Origin of the sequence: Bacillus cereus group sp. BfR-BA-01492 (genome assembly GCF_022662815.1) — a bacterium.
GTDB classification, from domain to species: Bacteria; Bacillota; Bacilli; order Bacillales; family Bacillaceae_G; genus Bacillus_A; species Bacillus_A cereus_BD.
On record NZ_JAKUEH010000017.1, the window covers coordinates 38,411 to 58,085 of the forward strand.

A 19,675-nucleotide genomic window follows, 5' to 3' on the forward strand; every position below is an offset into this window, starting at 1 on the left:
TAAATGTTTTTATTTTTACCTTAAAGGTATGATGACCATACAGTATGCTGATAAGGTTACAGAGATGTAAAAAGGGGATTACAGAAAGGGAGAGGGACAATGAACACATGGACACAAGTTTATGATCCGTTCGGGAACATTTGGATTTCCGCAGCGGTGGCACTTATTCCAATTATCTTTTTTTTCTTGGCTTTAGCTGTTTTTCGTATGAAGGGGTATGTAGCAGGGTTTATTACCGTTGTATTAACAATTTTGGTAGCGCTATTTGCATATAAAATGCCATTTACAATGGCGATGGCGGCAACTGGATATGGTTTTCTATATGGGCTATGGCCAATTGCTTGGATTATTATCATGTCGGTATTTTTATATAAAATTTCTGTAAAAACAGGACAGTTTGACATGATTCGTGCATCTGTATTATCAATTACAAATGATCATCGTTTACTTGTCATTTTAATTGGTTTTTCATTTGGAGCATTTTTGGAAGGGGCAGCAGGATTTGGAGCACCAGTAGCCATCACATCAGCGCTTCTAGCAGGACTTGGCTTAAATCCTGTATATGCAGCAGGGCTTTGCTTAATTGCAAATACAGCACCAGTAGCATTTGGAGCAATGGGAATACCGATTACAGTTGCAGGGCAAGTAACAGGTATTGATCCTCATAAAATTGGGCAAATGGCTGGGCACCAATTGCCATTCTTATCGCTATTTGTTCCGTTCTTTATTGTATTTTTAATGGATGGTTTCAAGGGAATTAAACAAACATGGCCGGCGTTATTTGTAGCGGGTGGTTCTTTTGCCATTACACAGTTTATTACAGCGACATTTTTAGGACCAGAACTTCCGGATATTACATCAGCGCTTGTCAGCTTAGTATGTTTATCGCTATTTTTAAAAGTGTGGCAGCCAAAAGAAGTGTATCAATCGAATCAAGCAAATGTGGAAGCCGCAGCAACAACAGAAGCTTCATCTATGCCAAATTTAACAGGTAGAAAAGTTGTGAAAGCTTGGTCGCCATTTATTATTTTGACTGCTATGGTAGTGATTTGGAGTCAAGATTTCTTTAAAGCATTATTTGCTCCAGGCGGGGCGTTAGAAAGTTTAGTTATGAAGTTTGAAATTCCAGGTCTGCACAATTTAGTTATGAAGGCAGAACCGATTGTAAATAAACCAACGCCATATGAGGCTGTATTAAAATTTGATATTGTATCAGCAACAGGAACAGCCATTTTAATCGCATGTCTCATTTCCATTTTTGTATTAAAAATGAGTGCAAAACAAGCGGTTGAAACATTGAAAGAAACATTGCAAGAATTAAAAATGCCAATTTTATCTATTGGATTTGTATTAGGATTTGCATTTATTGCGAATTATTCTGGTTTATCATCTACACTTGCATTAGCATTAGCTGGAACAGGAGGATTATTCCCATTCTTCTCACCACTCCTTGGCTGGATTGGCGTATTCTTAACAGGATCAGATACATCGGCAAATGCGCTATTCTCGAACTTACAATCGATTACAGCACAGCAAGTGGGTGTAAAAGAAGTATTACTTGTTGCGGCAAATACGACAGGTGGTGTAACGGGTAAAATGATTTCTCCGCAATCGATTGCAATCGCGTGCGCAGCAGTAGGACTTGCAGGAAAAGAATCCGACTTATTCCGCTTTACAGTAAAACATAGTCTGTTCTTTGTCATTATCGTTGGAATTATGACGTATGTACAAGCTTATTATTTAACGTGGATGATTCCGTAAAAGTGTAAATTGATTTGCATTTTTCAGATTATGGTGTATGATAGAAAAGTATTGAAAATTAAATCAGTGATAAACTAGGGGTGCCCAATGTATGTGTGGGCTGAGAGAGAAGTACATAAACTTCTTAACCCTTTGGACCTGATCTGGCTCGTACCAGCGTAGGGAAGTTAATGGCTTTACATAATGATGACTTTTATGAGCCAGGTCCTTATTTTTTTATGGACCTGGCTCTTTTTCATTTGGCGTGCGCTGGCCACAAGTTGAATCTCGTCCTTTTCACATGTAAGGCGGAGCCGACTGTTTCATCCCAATGTATAAAGTTCTTCCGCACAGAAAGTGTTTTTTTACTTTCTTATGTGGCAGGTTTTTAGACGTGAGGGGCTAGAAGGTGAAGCTGGATTCAAGAAACGCGGAGCTGACTGTTTAGCAGCTGAAGGGAGAATCGAATTTCCTAGAAGATGGGTTGGAGTTTCTAGGTAAGGTAGATTTCTTGAAATGATAAAGGGGAGGAAACAAAAATCATGAAACAATCTGTTTCAGCGGAGCAAATTGAATTGAAGGCGAGTTTACCAGGGAGTAAGAAAGTGTATGTGGATGGATCACGTGAAGGTATGAAAGTGCCGATGCGTGAGATTGAATTAAGTGACACAAACGGAGTGCCAAATCCCCCGATTCGTGTATATGACACAAGCGGTCCCTACACGGATCCAGCATATAAAGTGGAACTAGAAAAAGGGATTCCAACTCCTCGTCGCAATTGGATTATGGAACGCGGAGATGTAGAGGAGTATGAGGGCCGCGAAATCAAACCGGAAGATGATGGTGTGAAAGCTGCTTCGAACCATACGCCTGTGTTCCCGCAAATGGGTCGTAAACCTCTTAGAGCGAAGAAAGATGCGAATGTCACACAGATGCATTATGCTCGTAAAGGCATTATTACATCTGAGATGGAATATGTTGCAATTCGTGAAGGGGTAGAACCGGAGTTTGTTCGTAAAGAAATTGCAGAAGGACGCGCCATTTTACCAGCAAATATTAACCATCCAGAAGCAGAACCAATGATTATCGGCCGTAATTTCCATGTGAAAGTAAATGCGAATATCGGAAATTCTGCTGTTTCGTCTTCGATTGCCGAAGAGGTAGAAAAGATGACATGGGCAACGCGCTGGGGTGCGGATACCATTATGGATTTATCAACGGGGAAAAATATTCATACGACGCGCGAATGGATTATTCGTAATGCTCCTGTACCAGTTGGGACAGTACCGATTTACCAAGCGTTAGAAAAGGTAAATGGGATTGCTGAAAACTTAACTTGGGAAGTATACCGCGATACATTAATTGAACAAGCGGAACAAGGTGTGGATTATTTTACAATTCACGCGGGCGTATTATTGCGCTACATCCCGCTCACAGCAAAACGTATGACGGGAATTGTTTCACGGGGCGGGTCGATTATGGCGCAGTGGTGTCTATATCATCATAAAGAAAACTTCTTGTATACTCATTTTGAAGAAATTTGTGAGATTATGAAACAGTATGATGTTTCCTTCTCTTTAGGAGACGGGTTACGCCCAGGATCTATCGCAGATGCAAACGATGAATCTCAGTTTGCAGAGCTTGAAACGTTAGGTGAGTTAACGAAAATTGCTTGGAAGCATGATGTACAAGTCATGATTGAGGGACCAGGGCACGTACCGATGCATTTAATTAAAGAAAACATGGAGAAAGAAATAGATATTTGTCAAGGTGCGCCTTTTTATACGCTCGGGCCTTTAACGACAGATATTGCACCAGGTTATGACCATATTACTTCTGCAATTGGTGCAGCGATGATTGGTTGGTTTGGGACTGCGATGCTTTGTTATGTAACACCGAAAGAGCATTTAGGGTTGCCAAATAAAGATGATGTCCGAGAAGGTGTGATTACTTACAAAATTGCAGCGCATGCAGCTGACCTTGCAAAAGGACATAAAACAGCACAACAAAGAGATGATGCGTTATCAAAAGCGCGTTTTGAATTCCGTTGGCGCGATCAATTCAATTTATCGTTAGACCCTGAAAGAGCAATGGAATTTCATGATGAAACATTGCCAGCAGAAGGAGCGAAAACAGCTCATTTCTGTTCGATGTGTGGCCCGAAATTTTGTAGTATGAAAATTTCACATGATATTCGAGAATATGCAAAAGAAAATGATTTAGAAACGACAGAAGCAATTGAAAAAGGAATGAAAGAAAAAGCGAAAGAATTTAAAGAGGCTGGTAGTCACTTATATCAATAATGACGTTTATGCAAGATAGGGTATAGATGTCTACAAATAGAAATATGTACGATTTTGAACACCTTTTCCTTAATGGATCACATGTACCTAGCTTTATAATAGAGAAGCCCCCTTTACTAAGACGGTAGCAAAGGGGGTTATTTTGTTTTACAGATGAAAGAAAAGGAATCATAAGCCGCGTATGACTTTGAAACTGTCTTTTTACATTTCTTACTTCTCTTTTAAAAATGTTCGATCCTTTAGGAAGAGGTTCCAGAAGAAGATAAAGCCTGGAAGCAAGATTGCGATACCAATCGCATAAAGGATAAGCAAAGCATAGAATGTTTCTTTCGTTGTAAAGCTTGTGAACACGGTGATATCTGGATAAATAATATATGGTAAATGAGCAACGCCATAGGCATAACTTGCGAAAGCATATTGAGCAACGACTGCTAAAACAGCAATGCGAGGCCAACCGAGAGAACCATGCTTTTTATTTGACCACCATAGAGAGGAATAACCGATAACAAATAAAATAATAGATATCGTGAACCAGGGGAATTGTTTAATTAATCCTTGCATAAGCCAATGTGTTTCCGGATCCATGACCACAAGGGCAATGATAGCTGTAACAAGGGTAGCTGGTCCAAGTATAATGGCGTTTCGTCTATAAAGACGGTATGTATCTTCTGAGCGGCGTTCTCTAGCAAAATCAGCTAGGAAAAGTGAAGATAAAAATAGCTCAGAAGTTAATCCAAATAGCATATAACAATAAATAACAGGACTTGATAAAAGTTTACTATATAAGAGAACCTCTTTGCCTCCGCTCGTTGAAATATAGGCACCCTCTGTTACTGGTAAAACGGTAATCAGTAAGGCTGGAATAAGCAATCCTGTAATACCGGAAATAAAGCGTAAAGTATGTTCATACTTCGGAACAGAATAGGCAAATACCATAAATGTACTACGAATAGAGACGAGAACTAAAATGAGTGTAACAGGTACAAACATGACGGTAGCGAGTGTAAAAGCTGCTTTAGGAAAAAAACCAAGAAAGGCAACGACAACAAATACGAGAAACGTATTCGTCACTTCCCAAGTTGGTGATAAATAACGATTCGCAAGCTTAGCAGCAAGCGTTGGATGTTTTGCATACACCATGCCCCAAAATCCCGCTCCGAAATCAATGGAACCTAAAATGCTGTATACGAAAATAAGAGCCCATAAGATGATGATGGCAATACTAGCTTCATGCATGCGAGTCTCCTCCTTGCGGGTGTAAATCATTTTTTAATGGATGTCTTTTAAAGAATGTTCGAAGTACAACAACAGTTAAAAGACCGAGTCCAATATATAAAATAATAAATAAGATGAATAACGGTCCAACGAAATCGGCGCGTGTAGCCGCGTCAACGGTTCGCTGCATACCGTAAATGGTCCAAGGTTGTCGGCCGCTACAGCTAAAGATCCATCCAAATTCAATGCCAAGCATCATAATGGGTCCGCATGCAACAGTAGCCCATAGTAACCATCTTGGTAACTGTACTCCTTTCTTTCGGTAAATAAAGTACCAGTAAAGAAGTGCAATGACCGCAACAGCAAAAGTAAATACAGCTGAGCCTACCATTAAGTTGAAAAAGGTGTGCGTATAAAATGGTGGCCATGTTTCCTGTGGGAATTCATTTAACCCTTTTACAACCGTGTTAGGATCTAGGCCAACTAATAAGCTCAGCATATTTGGAATTTCTAACGCATATTGCAGCTTATTGGTTGCGGAATCTACAAATCCACCAATCGCAAGGGGCGCATGTGATGTCGTTTCAAATAAAGCTTCTGCCGCTGCTAATTTTTCTGGCGAATGGTTATGTAAGGCAATCGCAGATTCGTGCCCAGAAACCCACATAATAGCTCCTGTTATACACGTGACGACAAGTCCTAAAAATAATCCTTTTTTATGATAGGCAATTTCTCGCTTGCTCGTATTTCTTTTTAATAATTTAAAAGCCCCAATCGCCGCAATAACAGCTGCCCCTGTTGCGTAAGCTGTAATGACAACATGAAAGGAACTTGTGAAAAAGCTTGGGTTAAAGAAAGCTTTCCAAGGGTTTACGTTGTAGACAGAACCATCTGGATTCATAGAAAATCCCGCTGGTGTATTCATCCATGTATTTGCCGATGTAATTAATACAGCGGAAGCAGTCGCGCCAAGCATGACAAAAAAGAGCGAAACAAGTCTCATCATTGGAGGTAATTTATCCGCTGCGTATACGTAAATAGACATAAATAATGCCTCTAAAAAGAAGGCGAAAATTTCAATCTGAAAGGGAACGGAAATAACTTGGCCGACAATTTTCGCGAATCCAGGCCAAAGAAGTGAAATTTGTACACCTACAATTGTTCCAGTCGGGATTGCGACGCCAAGAAGAATAGCAAAAGCTTTTGTCCAGCGCTTTGCCATGATGGCATAATCGGAATCTTTTTTTAAGTGGTATAATACTTCACTGATGAAAATCATTAAAGAAAGCCCGATTCCAAGTGTTGCAAAAATGATATGGAATGCTAATGATGACCCAAAGAAAGCACGTGATAATGTAACAGTATCCATAATTCTACTCCTCTACATTTTTGCCATTATTTTCTGATTGGATTGGTAAATTTATTCAAAAAATCTTAGGGTATATCTGTATTTTAAAAAATGAATATGATAGTATTGTGTTGAAAAATTCAGAAAGAAGACAAAGGAACATTTCGTTTGTGTTTTAGAACAAAATCTTTTATAATTCTTTTTGCGAACATGAGTTCTGTTTTTGAGGGGCAGCTGAAGCAAATAGAAGAAAGAAGTTCATATGAAACGGAGGAGATGTTTTATGTATCCTGAGGTCATTAATAAAATGGCATTTTCAAAAAAGCATAAAGACTTGTTACTAAAATTATATAATAAAGAGATTACCCGGAAGGAATATGACCATCTTGTCCAATTATTATATAGACCTACAAAAAAAGGGTAAGGAAGAGCCTGTCTAAAAGTATAACTTTTGGACGGGCTTTTTTTTATAAGTGTTTCGTCGGTTCATGAATACCTCTGGTTGAATTGCAAAAATATGATATAAAGATTCTTCATTTATGTATGTTCTCATACAATTACGGTTAATCTGATTGAGGAGGTGAGAGAATGTGAACAAACGCCTGTACATTTGGACTGGAATGATTGTGTTATTTTTGTTAGGGGGATTGGTTTTTTTGACTGCATTTCAAGGAAACCGGACTGAGCACTTTATTTTAAGGCATATGTTTAACGAAAATGGTTCACTTGCAACACATCGAATATCCGATCCAAAAGAGGGGAAGAATGAGGCCGCTGGTCGCGAAGCATTGTCAGAATCAGTGGGTCTTTGGTTCCAATATGCTCTTGATCAAGATGACCAATCGTTGTTTGACGAGCAATTAAAGGTACTTCAAAATTATTTTATACAGAAAGACTATATTGTTTTATGGAAAATTTCTGAAGTGGGGAAGAAGCAATCCGCAACAAATGCACTTATTGATGATTTACGCATTATTGAACAGTTATATCGTGCGTATGATATGTATAAAGAAAAACGTTATAAACGTCTTGCTGATCAATTGAGTGATGCTGTACTTCGTTTCAATAAAAGAGGAAAGCAGTATGTTGATTATTATGATGCAGACAATCGCATACAAAATAATTTTTTAACGACATCTTATATAAATCCACATGCTTTTTATTATATGAAGAAAAATGGGAAAATTTCAGCGACGCATTATGAAGAAATCATTCAATTTTTAGCAGATTACCCGCGACAGAATTGGGCATTTCCAAAAGAATATAAAGAAGATGGTACATTTCGATATGACAAGATTGTAAACTTAATTGATCAATCTTATGTAGCATATCACCGTAGTTTGGGAGGACTTACATCAGAGGCTTACTTTGCGTTTATTAAGAAGAAGTTCCAACAAGATGGAAAGTTATACGGTCGTTATCATTTAGAAACAGGAGAGCCAGCAGTTGATTATGAATCGCCAGCTGTATATGGATTAACAATTTTATATGTATTAAAAACAGGGGACATAGAGTTTGCGAAAACATTATATGCGCGGATGAATGAATTTCGAAATGATAGTGTATTCAGCAGATTTTATGGTGGATATGTAACCGGAAAAGATAACAATACTCATATTTTTGATAATATATTACCATTATTGGCTGAGACAGAATTGAATAAGAAGAAGTAAAAGACAATGGCATCCGAAAAGATAGCATTGTCTTTCTTGTTGTAATAAGGGATTTTGTAAAACAACAGCTAAAAAAGCAGAGGCCTGTTGCCTCTGCTTTTTGTTATATATTATGCAAATTTATTTTTTATCCAGTTCTTTCCTTCAACAAGACGAGCTGTCATTACGGCACAAGCGTTGTCTGCTGTTACGTTTAACATTGTTGCTGGTGGATCGATGATTGTACTAATTGCTGCAATAATCGGAAGAGCTTCTGGTGGAAAGCCATATAGAGAAACAATTAACATTTCACCAATCATACCGCCACCAGGAATTGCGCCCATTACGGTTCCTACTAATAGGGAAACAACAAGTGCAATCGCTAATGTCTTTGGACTTGAGAAGTCCATATTGAAAATCCCAAATAAGAATGAGATTTTTAACACACCGCCTAAAACAGAGCCATCTTTATGAAGTGTAGATCCAAGAAGGACAACTGTTTCACGAACATCAGAAGAAATGCCCATTTTTTTCGTGGCTTCTAAGTTTGCTGGAATACTTGCGGCACTACTACAAGTTGCAAGTGATGTCACTGTAGGAGAGACCATGTTCTTCCAAAAGATATGCACACCTTGTTTGCGGCCTGCAAGGTAGGCATAAAATGTAAATGCAATAAAGAAGTATACCAGAGAAGATGGATAATATACCATTGCAGCTCGGAAGTACGTTCCAAGAAGCTGTGGTCCAAATTCACCAACTAACGCGGCGAAGTAAGCACCGAGTCCAATTGGAGCGTAATACATAATGAAAGATACAACTTTCATTGAGATTTCAGCACCAGCTTGTAAGAATGTTGCAAATGGTTTTCCTTTTTCACCAACTGCTGAAGTTGCAATCCCCATTAAAATAGAGAAGAAAATAAGAGCTAACATATTTTCGCGAGATAGCAACTTAGAAAAGTCTGATACTGTAAGAATACCAACGATTTGATCAGCAACACTAACACCTTTTTCAACTTTATCAGGCTGTGTTAGTTCTAATACAACACCTTGTGCAGGCGGGAAGATTTTCACAACAATAATCATAAAAATTGCAGCGATAATACTTGTAAATAAGAAAGTCCCAGCCATGCTAGACATAATTTTTCCAAAGCGTTTTAAGCCATCCATATTGGCAATTGATGATGCGATACTAAAGAACACGAGAGGTACGACAATCGTAAACATTAAGTTTAAGAAAATGTCACCAAGCGGCTTTAAAGAAACCGCATCAGCGCCCATGAAATACCCAATGAAACCACCAATTAGGATGGAAGATAATAAAATAATGGGAAAGCGATAAGCTTTCATATTTATACCCTCCTATCAAATAAAAAAATCATACTGAACCATTATAGCGAGTTGTAGCTCTCTTTACTAGGAAAATACAGATAGATAGAATAGCGTGAAAACAGGGAAATTTTTGTTTTTATGTTTGGTATAACGAATGAAATCTAGACAGATAGATTGATAACCTAGTAGCTACTTAGATTTATCATAAGAAAGGGGGAGTATGATGCATATTTTACTTTGCCAATACCGGGGTACAGTGAGCTTATAGCAAGTTGATTCGGAGAAAATTGGCAAAAGGAATTAGGGTATCCAGTTGGAGAAACATTTAATATAATGTCTTTAATAGTAAGTTTTGGAATCGCTTACAGTCTAGGCGAGTAGTATAAAGTAGATGAGCTGGCGGCAGGGGGATTATTTTTTACTCGCAATGCCGCATATACTTCATACGCAAGAGAGTGGGGAGTCAAGAGTTTATTCATAGCGCTTGTTCCAGGTTTTGGGTCATTTGTTTCATTTAGAACAAACAAGTTTCCGAAGCATTCATAATATAGTAGGAGAGATTTTGCAATAGAGTAGGGAATTGTGGCGAGACCAAGCGGTGCAGCGGTACCATGGACGACACTGATTCTTTTCAGCGGTTGTCTTACGAATTATGAACTTTGTACTCGCGTTTTTCATGTATTTGCCGCTTTAGAAAATGTGAGACAAACAAAAAATAGCTGAAGAAAAAGGGGAGTAGGGAATTCGAATGGATACGTTAGAAACGCAAGCTTTTCATTTAATTTTACACGGAGGAAATGCAAGAAGTTATGCGATGGAAGCAATCGGTCATGCTAAGCATGGAGAGTTTGAGGAGGCAGAAGCTAAAATACAAAAAGCGCTTCAAGAGTTACAGAAAGCTCATAGCTTGCAGACAGATTTAATTCAAAGAGAAGCTGGCGGAGATCAAACAAAGGTTACATTGCTTATGGTTCATGCGCAAGATCATTTAATGAATGCGATTACAGTGAAAGAATTAGCTAGTGAGTTTATTGCATTATATAAGAAAATAGCGGAAGAATAGAAGAAAAACCTGTGCCTTTGGCACAGGTTTTTCTATTTACTCTTCACAACATCAAATATATCGGCGATTCTCCCTCATTTATCGGCGCAAGTTAAAATATATCGGCGATTCAGCATAACATATCGGCGGTTCGACACGAGATATCGACCAGTCGACATATTTCAACACCTCTTGCCACCTCGCCACCTTTTATGTCCGAAAACGAGTCGGTTATGACGAAAACAACACCACTTATACACCTGTTCATTCCTTTTTTTGGAATATATGTAACAATAGAAGTGTAAGGGGGGGAGCAATTGAAGATTTACCTTGAATTAAATCCATCACAAGATGAGGTAGAGGTTATTGTGAAAGCAAAAGAAGTGACTGATGAAGTTCAGCAACTTTTAAAAAGGATAGAAGGGGGGAATATGAAGCAAATTGTGGGGATATTTGAACAACAATATTATGTGTTGGAACCGAAAGATATTTATTGGTTTTATGCAGAGGATCGCAAAGTAATGGCTCAAACAATAAAGGGCATTCTGGAAGTGAAATCGCGCTTGTATGAGTTAGAAATAAAATTACAAGGGGACCATTTTGTTAGATTCTCAAAATCTATATTAGCAAATCTAAAACATGTAACGAGTTTTGAAATGTCTTTTAGTGGCACGATGTGTGCGCACTTTTCAAATGGGATGAAGGAGTATGTTTCAAGAAAATATGTACCGCTTATTAAAGAAACTTTAAATATGGGAGGAGGATAGGGATATGGTTACATTGTTTGAGAGAGTGTGGAGTAAAGTGCTTACAGGGATAGCGATGGCGATGATGTATAGTCTATTATTTTTATGGATTGGCTATGTGAATGGAATGGATGTACTAGAGACAAAGACGTTACTTTTTCATCTTGGGATCGCGAATATAGTCGGGGTAATTTTTTCTTTTGCTTCTTTTGTATTTGAGAAAGAACAGTGGGGGATATTAATACAAACGATTGTGCATTTTATCATTTTGCTAGGTACATTCTTACCGATTGCAATCTGGATGGGGTGGGTTCCAGCTCGTCCTATTCCAATCGTAATTTGTATAAGTAGTTTCATTCTTATTTACTTCATTATATGGTATGTAATGGCGATCTATTGGAGGAAAAAAATTCAGGAATTGAATAAGCTGCTTAAATAAAGGATGAAAATGTCGGCTAGTAAGCCCCCACCTTAAACTCATATAGAGGAGGTGGGGGTAGTTTTATTTTTAAACAGTAAATGCTTTTTCTGCCGTTATGTGTTAAAAGTGTGTTGTTTCGCAACACACTATACATATTTTGACGACACACTAAATGAAAGCGATAACACACAAGGAGAATACATATAAAAAGTGCTGGTTTTTAGCTGTTTATAAAAGTTGGCACGGTAATTGCATTAATAAAAGGCGTAAAGAAAAATAAAAAATAATTTACAATCATAGGGGGACTTATTTATGAATATTTTACTTTGCTGTTCAGCAGGAATGTCTACAAGTTTACTAGTTACAAAAATGGAAGCCGCTGCAAAAGCTCGTGGTCTAGAAGGAAAGATTTGGGCTGTATCTGGTGATGCAGTAAAAAACAATATTGATGAAGCGGATGTATTATTACTGGGACCACAAGTTCGTTACATGCTATCTTCTTTGAAACCGCTTGCAGATGAAAGAAATGTAGGAATCGATGTAATTAATCCAATGCACTACGGCATGATGAATGGAGAAGCAGTATTAGATCATGCGTTAACACTTAAAAAATAATTAGGGAGGGAAATGAAATGCAAAAGTTTATTGCATTTATGGAGAAGTATATTGTTCCAGTTGCTGGTAGAATCGGATCGCAACGCCATTTGGCGGCGATTCGTGACGGATTTATTGCAGTTATGCCATTGATTTTAGTGGGGGCGCTTGCATCACTTGTGAATGGTTTTCCATCTGAAGTTTTCCAAAATTTTATGAAAGATACATTTGGTGAAGTTTGGAAAGATATTGGAGGTGGAATGTGGACTGGTTCATTTGCAATTTTGGCGCTGAGTGTAGCATTTACGACAGCTTATAACTTAGGGAAATCTTATAACGTTGATGGATTGTCAGCAGGTCTTATCTCATTCTGTTCTTTAATTATTCTGACTCCAGTAACCCCAAAAGAAGGCGGTTTGAACTTTCTTTGGACAGGTGCTCAAGGTTTATTCGTAGCAATTATTGTTGCACTTCTTGTGACTGAAGTATTTCGCTTTTTTGTACAAAGAGAAATCACTCTTAAAATGCCAGATGGGGTACCACCAGCGGTTATTCGATCTTTTGCAGCATTAGTTCCAGCGTTTGTAATTTTAACAGTTGTATCATTTATTACATTAGCAGTGAAATTAGCAGGTACAAGTGTTCATGAGTTCATCTTTCATACACTTCAAGTACCATTACAAAACTTAGCAGGTTCATTACCAAGTGCAATTATTGTTGTTTTATTTGTTCATGTACTTTGGTTCTTTGGGTTACATGGCCCAAATATTGTTGCAGGTATTATTGAGCCATTGTATTTACCGGCATTAGAGAAAAATATTAAATTATTCCAAGATGGTACATCTGCATTTGATGTTCCGAACATTGTTACAAAACCATTCTTTGATACTTTCGTATATCTTGGTGGTTCCGGAGCAACATTAGCATTCTTAGTTGTTGTATTAATTGTCGCAAAAAGCGCGCAATTACGCGGTGTATCTCGTCTGTCAATTGGACCGGGTACATTCAATATTAACGAACCAGTTATTTTTGGTACACCAATTATTTTAAATCCAATTCTATTCGTTCCGTTTATTATTACGCCAATTGTACTTGTCATTACTTCTTATACAGCTCTTTATTTTGGGTGGGTACCAAAAACAGTTGCGATGATTCCATGGGCAACACCGCCAGTTATTAGTGGTTATCTTGTAACAGGAGGACATATTTCTGGTGCAATTCTACAATTGTTTAACTTTGTTCTTGCGATGGTGATTTACTATCCATTCGTTGTATTATGTGATCGCTCTGTTGTACGCACTGAAAAGGCAGCAGCGCAAGGAAACGATCAATCTGTACCTATGTAATCATGATTGTTCTCACAGGTTCATATAGTCTGTGAGAACAGTCACTTTCTACACAAGAAAACATCTGGAAGAACATTAAAATAAGATAAAAATAATAACAATGTAATAGAGAGGTTCAAGCAGAAGGAATGCCAAGCTTGAACGAAATAGAGAGGGCGGTAATAATGATGACTACAGCAGAACAAATTCCATTTCAATTGATTTTACACAGCGGGAATGCAAGAAGTTATGCAATGGAAGCATTGCAATATGCAAAACAAGGAGATTTACAAGCGGCAGATGAAGCAATGGGGAGAGCGAAAGAAGCGATTAATGAAGCACATCATTTTCAAACAGAACTCATACAATCAGAAGCAAGAGGAGAAAAAACAGAGATTAGTGTCCTTTTAATTCATGCACAAGATCATTTAATGAATGCGATTACAGTAAAAGAATTAGCAACAGAATTTATTGATCTATATAAAAAGCTGGATGCGAAAGGAGAGTAAAGTATGAAAGGGATTAAAATTGCTACAATTGGTGGTGGCTCTAGTTATACACCAGAGTTAATAGAAGGATTTATTAAAAGATATGATGAATTGCCAGTTCGTGAAATTTGGTTAGTCGATATTGAGGCTGGAAAAGAAAAATTAGAAATTGTTGGTAATTTAGCGAAACGAATGGTGAAAAAAGCTGGCTTACCAATTGATATTCATCTTACATTAGATCGCCGCGCAGCATTGAAAGATGCAGATTTTGTTACAACGCAGCTCCGCGTTGGTTTATTAGAAGCGCGTGCGAAGGATGAAGCAATTCCATTAAAATATGATGTACTCGGTCAGGAAACAAATGGCCCTGGTGGTCTATTCAAAGCGTTGAGAACGATTCCTGTTATTTTAGATATTTGTAAAGATATGGAGGAGCTTTGCCCAAATGCTTGGTTAATTAACTTTGCAAATCCAGCAGGTATGGTAACGGAAGCTGTACTTCGTTATACAAATATTGAAAAAGTAGTTGGACTATGTAACGTTCCAATCGGTATTCGTATGGGTCTTGCAAAGCTTTTTGAAGTGGATGCAAGCCGCATACAAGTTGATTTTGCAGGTTTAAACCATATGGTTTACGGATTAGATGTGTATTTAGACGGGGTAAGTGTGATGGATCGTGTGTTAGAACTTGTAACAGATCCAGAAAACCAAATTACGATGGAAAATATCGCTGCTCTTGATTGGGAGCCAGATTTTATTCGTGCGTTGCGTGCGATTCCATGTCCGTATCATCGCTACTATTATAAAACACGTGAAATGTTAGAAGAAGAGAAACAGGCTTCTGTAGAAAAAGGAACACGTGCAGAAGTAGTGAAACAATTAGAAGAGGACTTATTTGAACTATATAAAGATCCAAACTTAGATATTAAACCACCGCAATTAGAAAAAAGAGGTGGCGCGTATTACAGCGATGCAGCATGTAGTTTAATTACATCTATTTACAATAATAAAGGTGACATTCAGCCTGTAAATACGAGAAATAACGGTACTATTGCAAGCTTACCGCACGATTCTGCTGTTGAAGTAAACTGCATCATTACAAAGGATGGTCCAAAACCAATAACGGTCGGGGACTTACCAGTTCCAGTTCGCGGTTTAGTACAGCAAATTAAATCATTTGAACGCACAACAATTGAAGCAGCTGTTACAGGAGATTATCATAAAGCACTGCTTGCAATGACAATTAACCCACTTGTACCATCAGATAAAGTGGCAAAACAAATTTTAGATGAAATGTTGGAAGCGCATAAAGAACATCTTCCGCAGTTCTTTAAAAAAATAGAGAAATAAAAAGCGGCGCTTACTAAGCCCGCTTTTTTCTTGAATGAGGAGGAGAAATGATGATTCAATTAATTGTAAACGCAGATGATTTCGGTCTTTCAGAAGGTACAAATTACGGGATTATTCATGGTCATGTAAATGGAATTGTCAATTCGACAACAATGATGATGAACATGCCAGCAGTAGAGCATGCGGTTCGTTTAGCAAATGAATATCCATCATTAGGAGTAGGGGTACATCTCGTTTTAACTGCTGGAAAGCCGCTCCTTACGAACGTTCCATCCCTCGTAGATGAAAAAACGGGATTGTTTCATAAACAAAGTATTGTAAGAGAAGAGGAATTTAATCCAAAAGAGGTTGAGAGAGAATGGAATGCTCAAATTGAAAAATTTTTATCATTTGGATTACGACTCACGCATTTAGATAGTCATCATCATATACACGGTTTGCCCATTTTACATGATGTCATGAAGCGATTGGCAGCTAAATATAACGTGCCCGTTCGTCGCTGCGAAGAGGAAAAAGCGGTGTTTCCATTTTCAGATGTATTTTATTGTGACTTTTATAGCGCTGGCGTGCAGAGAGATTATTTTCTAAAACTAAAAGAACGTGTGAAGGACGAGCAAACTGTAGAAGTTATGGTACATCCGGCCTATATTGATCCGGAGCTGATAAAGCGATCTTCTTACGTGATGGACCGCGTAAAAGAACTGCAAATTTTAACAGAGACTTGCTTACCGGAAGGAATAGAGCTTGTAAAATTTTCAAAGGATCATCTAAAGAAAATGAAAATTTAAGCGCGTGATATAAGGGGAGTCGTTGCTTTGTAAAGTTTTTATAAATGTGTGGAATGGGGAATGAAAGGGAAAAGGTCATAATTGATTATGCCTTAGCAATAAATTAGTTACAGGAGTGTGTAAAGTAAATTTTATATAAGGAGAATGTTGCGTGTATGACAAAACATTTCTTTGCTAGGTTAAAAGGAGAGAGGGAAGTACCTCCTGTAAAGACGAACGCTTATGGTGTAGTCGAGCTTATTTTTAATAGTGATTTAACGAAAATCCATTATAGAGTAATAGTAAAGGAAATAGAGAAAGTGATATCATGTCAAATCCATCTCGGAAGAAAGAATCAAGTGGGGCCAGAAGTTTTGTTTTTATATGGGCCTGTGAAGCATGGAATAAGTGTAGATCAAGGAATTGTTAAAGGGACAGTAACGACTGAAGATTTAGAAGGGCCTTTACAACGAAAGACATTTGAGCAGCTTTTGAAAGAAATCGAACATGCAAATGCATATGTGAATGTTTATACGGAAACCTTTAAAAAAGGGGAGATACGAGGAAGAATAAGACGGATTAAGAAACGCCTGTGAAGTTTCACGGGCGTTCGTTTGTTTCATGATCTTTTTGCGGTTGATTCTTGATGAAGAAGTCCAACACATAAAATACTTCATCATCTGGAATGTTTACTTTAAATGTATTTTCAATTGGTTGCAGCGCTTTTTTTACTTTCATATACATCCAATATTCATCTTGGCGACGAGCTTCTCGGTCTGGATAAGGAAGTAAACTCTCTCCTTTTTGAAGACGATCAATCATACAGCTCATATGTAAGATGACGCCCATTAGGCTATCGGGATTTAGCTGCAAGGAGATGAGCTCTTGAATTGTATTTAATGTATAACGAATCGTCTTAATCATGAGTGCCCCGTCGTCTCGCTGCATTTGTTGTCCGAGAATATCAGCCATTTTAGCGTATGTTTCTTCATACGTAATAAGTTCTTGAATTGGCTGAATGGCTTTATAGTTTACGATATCTTGGAAATGGTAAGTTAAGCATGGTACTTGCACATCGAAATTGGTCACAATACAAATGACATTTCGTTCCTTTTTTATATTCTCAAGCATCTTTGTTAAATCTTTTTGATGAACGATGCTAATGGGAATAATTTCAATTAAATTTTTATCAAAGCGCAAATAATTTTCAAGCATCTTTTGAATAGCAATCGCGCTTCCTTCGCCAGTTAGGCAGGCTGTTAAAATAACTGATTTCATTGGAGACAGTGGTTTTTTCTTTTCTTCGTGTACATGTAAATAAAAAGGTGTTAAATTTTTTACGGTTTCATATAAAGCATCCAATGAATAGCCAAGCTGAGCCTTTCGAGCCGCTTCTAGTACATGCGGTGTACTCGTCATAGAGAGGACGCGAACCGGAATTTGAAATTCAGTTTCTAATATATCTCCTATATAAGCGAGTGATCCCATATCTACAAGTAAGAGAAGTCCGTTTATATGTTCAAGTGTTCGCATGTAGACTTTAACGCGCTCTAAAAAGTCTTTTGGCGATTCGTGTAGTGGCATATCGATGCCAGTTACTTCATGCATACCAAGAAGCTCATTGGCGACATTAGCCATTTCAGTTGCAATACCATTTCCGTGAGCTAAAATTAAGACTTTTACTTCCGCTTGTGAGGTGGGAAGTGGATCAACAACGAAAAACATTGTTAAAAATCCGGCTTCGTCAATTGGCATCGTGATTTGTAATTCGTCTTCTAAAACTTGAATGCACTTCATTGCTACAGAGAAAGCTTCTTTATATTTTGTTCGAATTTGGTTCAGCTGTGGGTGATGGATTTGTTTCCCACTTCGTATTCGTTGTAAAGTTGTCTGTACATGCAAACTTAAAGCAAGAAATACCTTTTCATCAAAAGTCTTAGCTAAGTGTTTTTCTACTAGTGAGGCAATTTTTTCACATACAGAAACAATGCGATGGTCCACTATTTTAAACACATTTTCATGATTGGTTGTTTTAGACATTTGATTAAAATATTGAACGAAGAAGCTTTGAATATCATTTTCAATGAGCAGTTCTAGTTCATCTTCTTCAATCCCTCGAGCTTGAAGTTCTTCATATTTATGATCGATGTACTCATAAATCGATGTACGTTGATTGTCTAGTTCGTGCTTGCTCCACCCTTTATCACTTGTAAATAAAAACGTTTCATTTGGCACTTGGTATAAGTGACGGCTTTTTCTTTCAATAAAGAGTCCTTCTTTTATATACCATGGCAAATCGGTACTCGAGACGCGGACAGATTCTCGCTTTTTTGTTACAAAATCAGAATAGGCTTTTGCACATGCAATTTGGACGTCTGTTTTCAACTGCCCGATATTATTTGGACATTGATAAAAGACGAGGGCACGCATTGCATTTGGACTCACATGTATGTTCTTTCTGAGACGAATGGCTTCATTTGTAAAAAAAAGCTGTAAAAGTGTAAAGCGTTCTTCATATGTTCGTTCTCGAAGCGGTGGCAATGTGATGGTCATTGGAATTCGTCTTGTAAATGTTTTTAATAAAAATGAATTTGGTTCCTCTGTTGTTGCTGCAATAATTAATACTTTTGCCTTACGTTCATTTTCTGTTTCACCAAGGCGACGATATACACCACGATCGATAAACGTGAAGAGCATTTCTTGTCCTTCCGGCGGAAGACGATGTACTTCATCTAAAAATAAAATGCCTTCATGGGCCTTTTCAAGTAATCCTTTTTGCTCATTTGCACCAGTGTAAGCACCCTTTTTGATTCCGAAGAGTTGTCCAAGCAAAAGCTGCGGATTATTCGCATAGTCAGCACAGTTAAAAATAATAAAGGGTGCGTCTTTTTGCAGTTGATTGACTTCCATTGCGTATTCGTGCATTAAGGAGGCAAACATAGATTTTCCAACACCTGTTTCTCCAAGTAGTAATGTATGCATACCATTTGGCGGATAGAGTACGGCAGCTTTTGCCTTTTCAATTGCGATTTTAAGACTTGTGTTTTCTTTTGCGAAATCGTCAAGTGTGGTGCTATCCGTTGAAGGCGTTTCCAATAGAGGGTTTAACTCTATATAGAAACGAACAGGTCTTGTATTTGTTTTACATAATCGTCCATCTTTCACGAGTTTATTTAAATCGCTGCTCACATTTGCGCGGTCTAGCTGTAAATGCGTAGCCAAATCAGATGCTGTTACGCCCTCTGTGTAGTTCCCCTTCTGTATTGCATCATAGATGAGGTCAATTCGTTTCATTTTTCTTCACCTCGAAACTTCATCACTATTTAAAATTGTACACAAAAATGAGAAGGGTG

Annotated in this window: 17 protein-coding genes, 1 pseudogene and 1 riboswitch; of the genes and pseudogenes, 14 read left to right on the plus strand and 4 right to left on the minus strand. The window is 37.8% G+C overall.

All coding sequences use genetic code 11. The annotated features are described in order from the left end of the window. Positions 1–99: 99 nt before the first annotated feature. From MR063_RS17730 to thiC, 3 genes are all read left to right on the plus strand, one after another. On the plus strand, positions 100–1,761 hold the full coding sequence (locus MR063_RS17730) for a lactate permease LctP family transporter (protein ID WP_242200434.1): 1,662 nt from the start codon (positions 100–102) through the stop codon (positions 1,759–1,761). A 66-nt stretch (positions 1,762–1,827) separates the two neighbouring features. Next, positions 1,828–1,943, plus strand: a riboswitch (TPP riboswitch). 172 nt (positions 1,944–2,115) lie between these two features. After that, positions 2,116–2,241: a hypothetical protein gene (locus MR063_RS21860; RefSeq protein ID WP_277927922.1), complete on the plus strand. Its 126-nt coding sequence runs from the start codon at positions 2,116–2,118 to the stop codon at positions 2,239–2,241. A 41-nt stretch (positions 2,242–2,282) separates the two neighbouring features. Further along, positions 2,283–4,043 (plus strand): phosphomethylpyrimidine synthase ThiC, encoded by a 1,761-nt coding sequence (gene thiC, locus MR063_RS17735; protein ID WP_242200435.1) that lies wholly within the window; start codon positions 2,283–2,285, stop codon positions 4,041–4,043. A 210-nt stretch (positions 4,044–4,253) separates the two neighbouring features. Here thiC and MR063_RS17740 read toward each other — a convergent pair whose 3' ends face one another. After that, entirely contained in the window at positions 4,254–5,279 is a 1,026-nt protein-coding gene (locus MR063_RS17740; protein WP_242144876.1) for a cytochrome d ubiquinol oxidase subunit II, read from the minus strand. Continuing rightward, positions 5,272–6,627 (minus strand): cytochrome ubiquinol oxidase subunit I, encoded by a 1,356-nt coding sequence (locus MR063_RS17745; protein WP_242200437.1) that lies wholly within the window; start codon positions 6,625–6,627, stop codon positions 5,272–5,274. Before MR063_RS17745 ends, MR063_RS17740 begins: the two co-directional genes overlap by 8 nt. 569 nt (positions 6,628–7,196) lie before the next feature. Here MR063_RS17745 and MR063_RS17750 point away from each other — a divergent pair. Beyond that, a complete protein-coding gene (locus tag MR063_RS17750) occupies positions 7,197–8,279 on the plus strand; it encodes a transcriptional regulator (RefSeq protein ID WP_242200440.1) in 1,083 nt (360 codons plus the stop codon). 110 nt (positions 8,280–8,389) lie between these two features. Here the strand turns inward: MR063_RS17750 and MR063_RS17755 are convergent, their stop codons facing one another. Continuing rightward, positions 8,390–9,607, minus strand: a complete 1,218-nt coding sequence (locus MR063_RS17755; protein WP_242200442.1) for a dicarboxylate/amino acid:cation symporter — start codon at positions 9,605–9,607, stop codon at positions 8,390–8,392. Positions 9,608–9,826: 219 nt separating this feature from the next. Between MR063_RS17755 and MR063_RS17760 the strand changes: the two are divergent. From MR063_RS17760 to MR063_RS17810, 10 genes and pseudogenes are all read left to right on the plus strand, one after another. After that, positions 9,827–9,967 (plus strand): annotated as a pseudogene (locus tag MR063_RS17760) (PTS cellobiose transporter subunit IIC); the annotation flags it as partial. A 370-nt stretch (positions 9,968–10,337) separates the two neighbouring features. Next, positions 10,338–10,652, plus strand: coding sequence for a PTS lactose/cellobiose transporter subunit IIA (locus MR063_RS17770; protein ID WP_242200444.1), 315 nt, complete (start codon positions 10,338–10,340; stop codon positions 10,650–10,652). 296 nt (positions 10,653–10,948) lie between these two features. Beyond that, complete coding sequence (locus MR063_RS17775) at positions 10,949–11,398, plus strand: LytTR family DNA-binding domain-containing protein (RefSeq protein WP_242200446.1); 450 nt, start codon at positions 10,949–10,951, stop codon at positions 11,396–11,398. A gap of 4 nt (positions 11,399–11,402) precedes the next feature. Then, entirely contained in the window at positions 11,403–11,816 is a 414-nt protein-coding gene (locus tag MR063_RS17780; RefSeq protein WP_242200448.1) for a DUF3021 domain-containing protein, read from the plus strand. A gap of 294 nt (positions 11,817–12,110) precedes the next feature. After that, on the plus strand, positions 12,111–12,413 hold the full coding sequence (locus MR063_RS17785; RefSeq protein WP_242144885.1) for a PTS sugar transporter subunit IIB: 303 nt from the start codon (positions 12,111–12,113) through the stop codon (positions 12,411–12,413). 17 nt (positions 12,414–12,430) lie between these two features. Continuing rightward, a complete protein-coding gene (gene celB, locus MR063_RS17790; RefSeq protein WP_242200450.1) occupies positions 12,431–13,738 on the plus strand; it encodes a PTS cellobiose transporter subunit IIC in 1,308 nt (435 codons plus the stop codon). 164 nt (positions 13,739–13,902) lie between these two features. After that, entirely contained in the window at positions 13,903–14,226 is a 324-nt protein-coding gene (locus MR063_RS17795; RefSeq protein ID WP_087095567.1) for a PTS lactose/cellobiose transporter subunit IIA, read from the plus strand. A gap of 3 nt (positions 14,227–14,229) precedes the next feature. Further along, entirely contained in the window at positions 14,230–15,555 is a 1,326-nt protein-coding gene (gene celF / locus MR063_RS17800) for a 6-phospho-beta-glucosidase (protein ID WP_242200451.1), read from the plus strand. A 50-nt stretch (positions 15,556–15,605) separates the two neighbouring features. Then, entirely contained in the window at positions 15,606–16,343 is a 738-nt protein-coding gene (gene chbG, locus MR063_RS17805; protein WP_242200452.1) for a chitin disaccharide deacetylase, read from the plus strand. A gap of 155 nt (positions 16,344–16,498) precedes the next feature. After that, a complete protein-coding gene (locus MR063_RS17810; RefSeq protein ID WP_242200454.1) occupies positions 16,499–16,918 on the plus strand; it encodes a CHRD domain-containing protein in 420 nt (139 codons plus the stop codon). Between the two features lie 4 nt (positions 16,919–16,922). Here the strand turns inward: MR063_RS17810 and MR063_RS17815 are convergent, their stop codons facing one another. Next, a complete protein-coding gene (locus tag MR063_RS17815) occupies positions 16,923–19,616 on the minus strand; it encodes a sigma-54-dependent transcriptional regulator (protein WP_242200456.1) in 2,694 nt (897 codons plus the stop codon). Between the last annotated feature and the right edge of the window lie 59 nt (positions 19,617–19,675).

What these genes read in the sequence shown, in the direction of transcription:
- chbG (WP_242200452.1), top strand. Translation starts at nt 15,606, where the DNA reads ATGATTCAATTAATTGTAAACGCAGATGATTTCGGTCTTTCAGAAGGT.
- MR063_RS17755 (WP_242200442.1), bottom strand. Translation starts at nt 9,607, where the DNA reads ATGAAAGCTTATCGCTTTCCCATTATTTTATTATCTTCCATCCTAATT.
- MR063_RS17785 (WP_242144885.1), top strand. Translation starts at nt 12,111, where the DNA reads ATGAATATTTTACTTTGCTGTTCAGCAGGAATGTCTACAAGTTTACTA.
- MR063_RS21860 (WP_277927922.1), top strand. Translation starts at nt 2,116, where the DNA reads ATGTGGCAGGTTTTTAGACGTGAGGGGCTAGAAGGTGAAGCTGGATTC.
- MR063_RS17740 (WP_242144876.1), bottom strand. Translation starts at nt 5,279, where the DNA reads ATGCATGAAGCTAGTATTGCCATCATCATCTTATGGGCTCTTATTTTC.
- celB (WP_242200450.1), top strand. Translation starts at nt 12,431, where the DNA reads ATGCAAAAGTTTATTGCATTTATGGAGAAGTATATTGTTCCAGTTGCT.
- MR063_RS17730 (WP_242200434.1), top strand. Translation starts at nt 100, where the DNA reads ATGAACACATGGACACAAGTTTATGATCCGTTCGGGAACATTTGGATT.
- MR063_RS17815 (WP_242200456.1), bottom strand. Translation starts at nt 19,616, where the DNA reads ATGAAACGAATTGACCTCATCTATGATGCAATACAGAAGGGGAACTAC.
- celF (WP_242200451.1), top strand. Translation starts at nt 14,230, where the DNA reads ATGAAAGGGATTAAAATTGCTACAATTGGTGGTGGCTCTAGTTATACA.
- MR063_RS17745 (WP_242200437.1), bottom strand. Translation starts at nt 6,627, where the DNA reads ATGGATACTGTTACATTATCACGTGCTTTCTTTGGGTCATCATTAGCA.
- MR063_RS17770 (WP_242200444.1), top strand. Translation starts at nt 10,338, where the DNA reads ATGGATACGTTAGAAACGCAAGCTTTTCATTTAATTTTACACGGAGGA.
- MR063_RS17810 (WP_242200454.1), top strand. Translation starts at nt 16,499, where the DNA reads ATGACAAAACATTTCTTTGCTAGGTTAAAAGGAGAGAGGGAAGTACCT.
- MR063_RS17780 (WP_242200448.1), top strand. Translation starts at nt 11,403, where the DNA reads ATGGTTACATTGTTTGAGAGAGTGTGGAGTAAAGTGCTTACAGGGATA.
- thiC (WP_242200435.1), top strand. Translation starts at nt 2,283, where the DNA reads ATGAAACAATCTGTTTCAGCGGAGCAAATTGAATTGAAGGCGAGTTTA.
- MR063_RS17795 (WP_087095567.1), top strand. Translation starts at nt 13,903, where the DNA reads ATGATGACTACAGCAGAACAAATTCCATTTCAATTGATTTTACACAGC.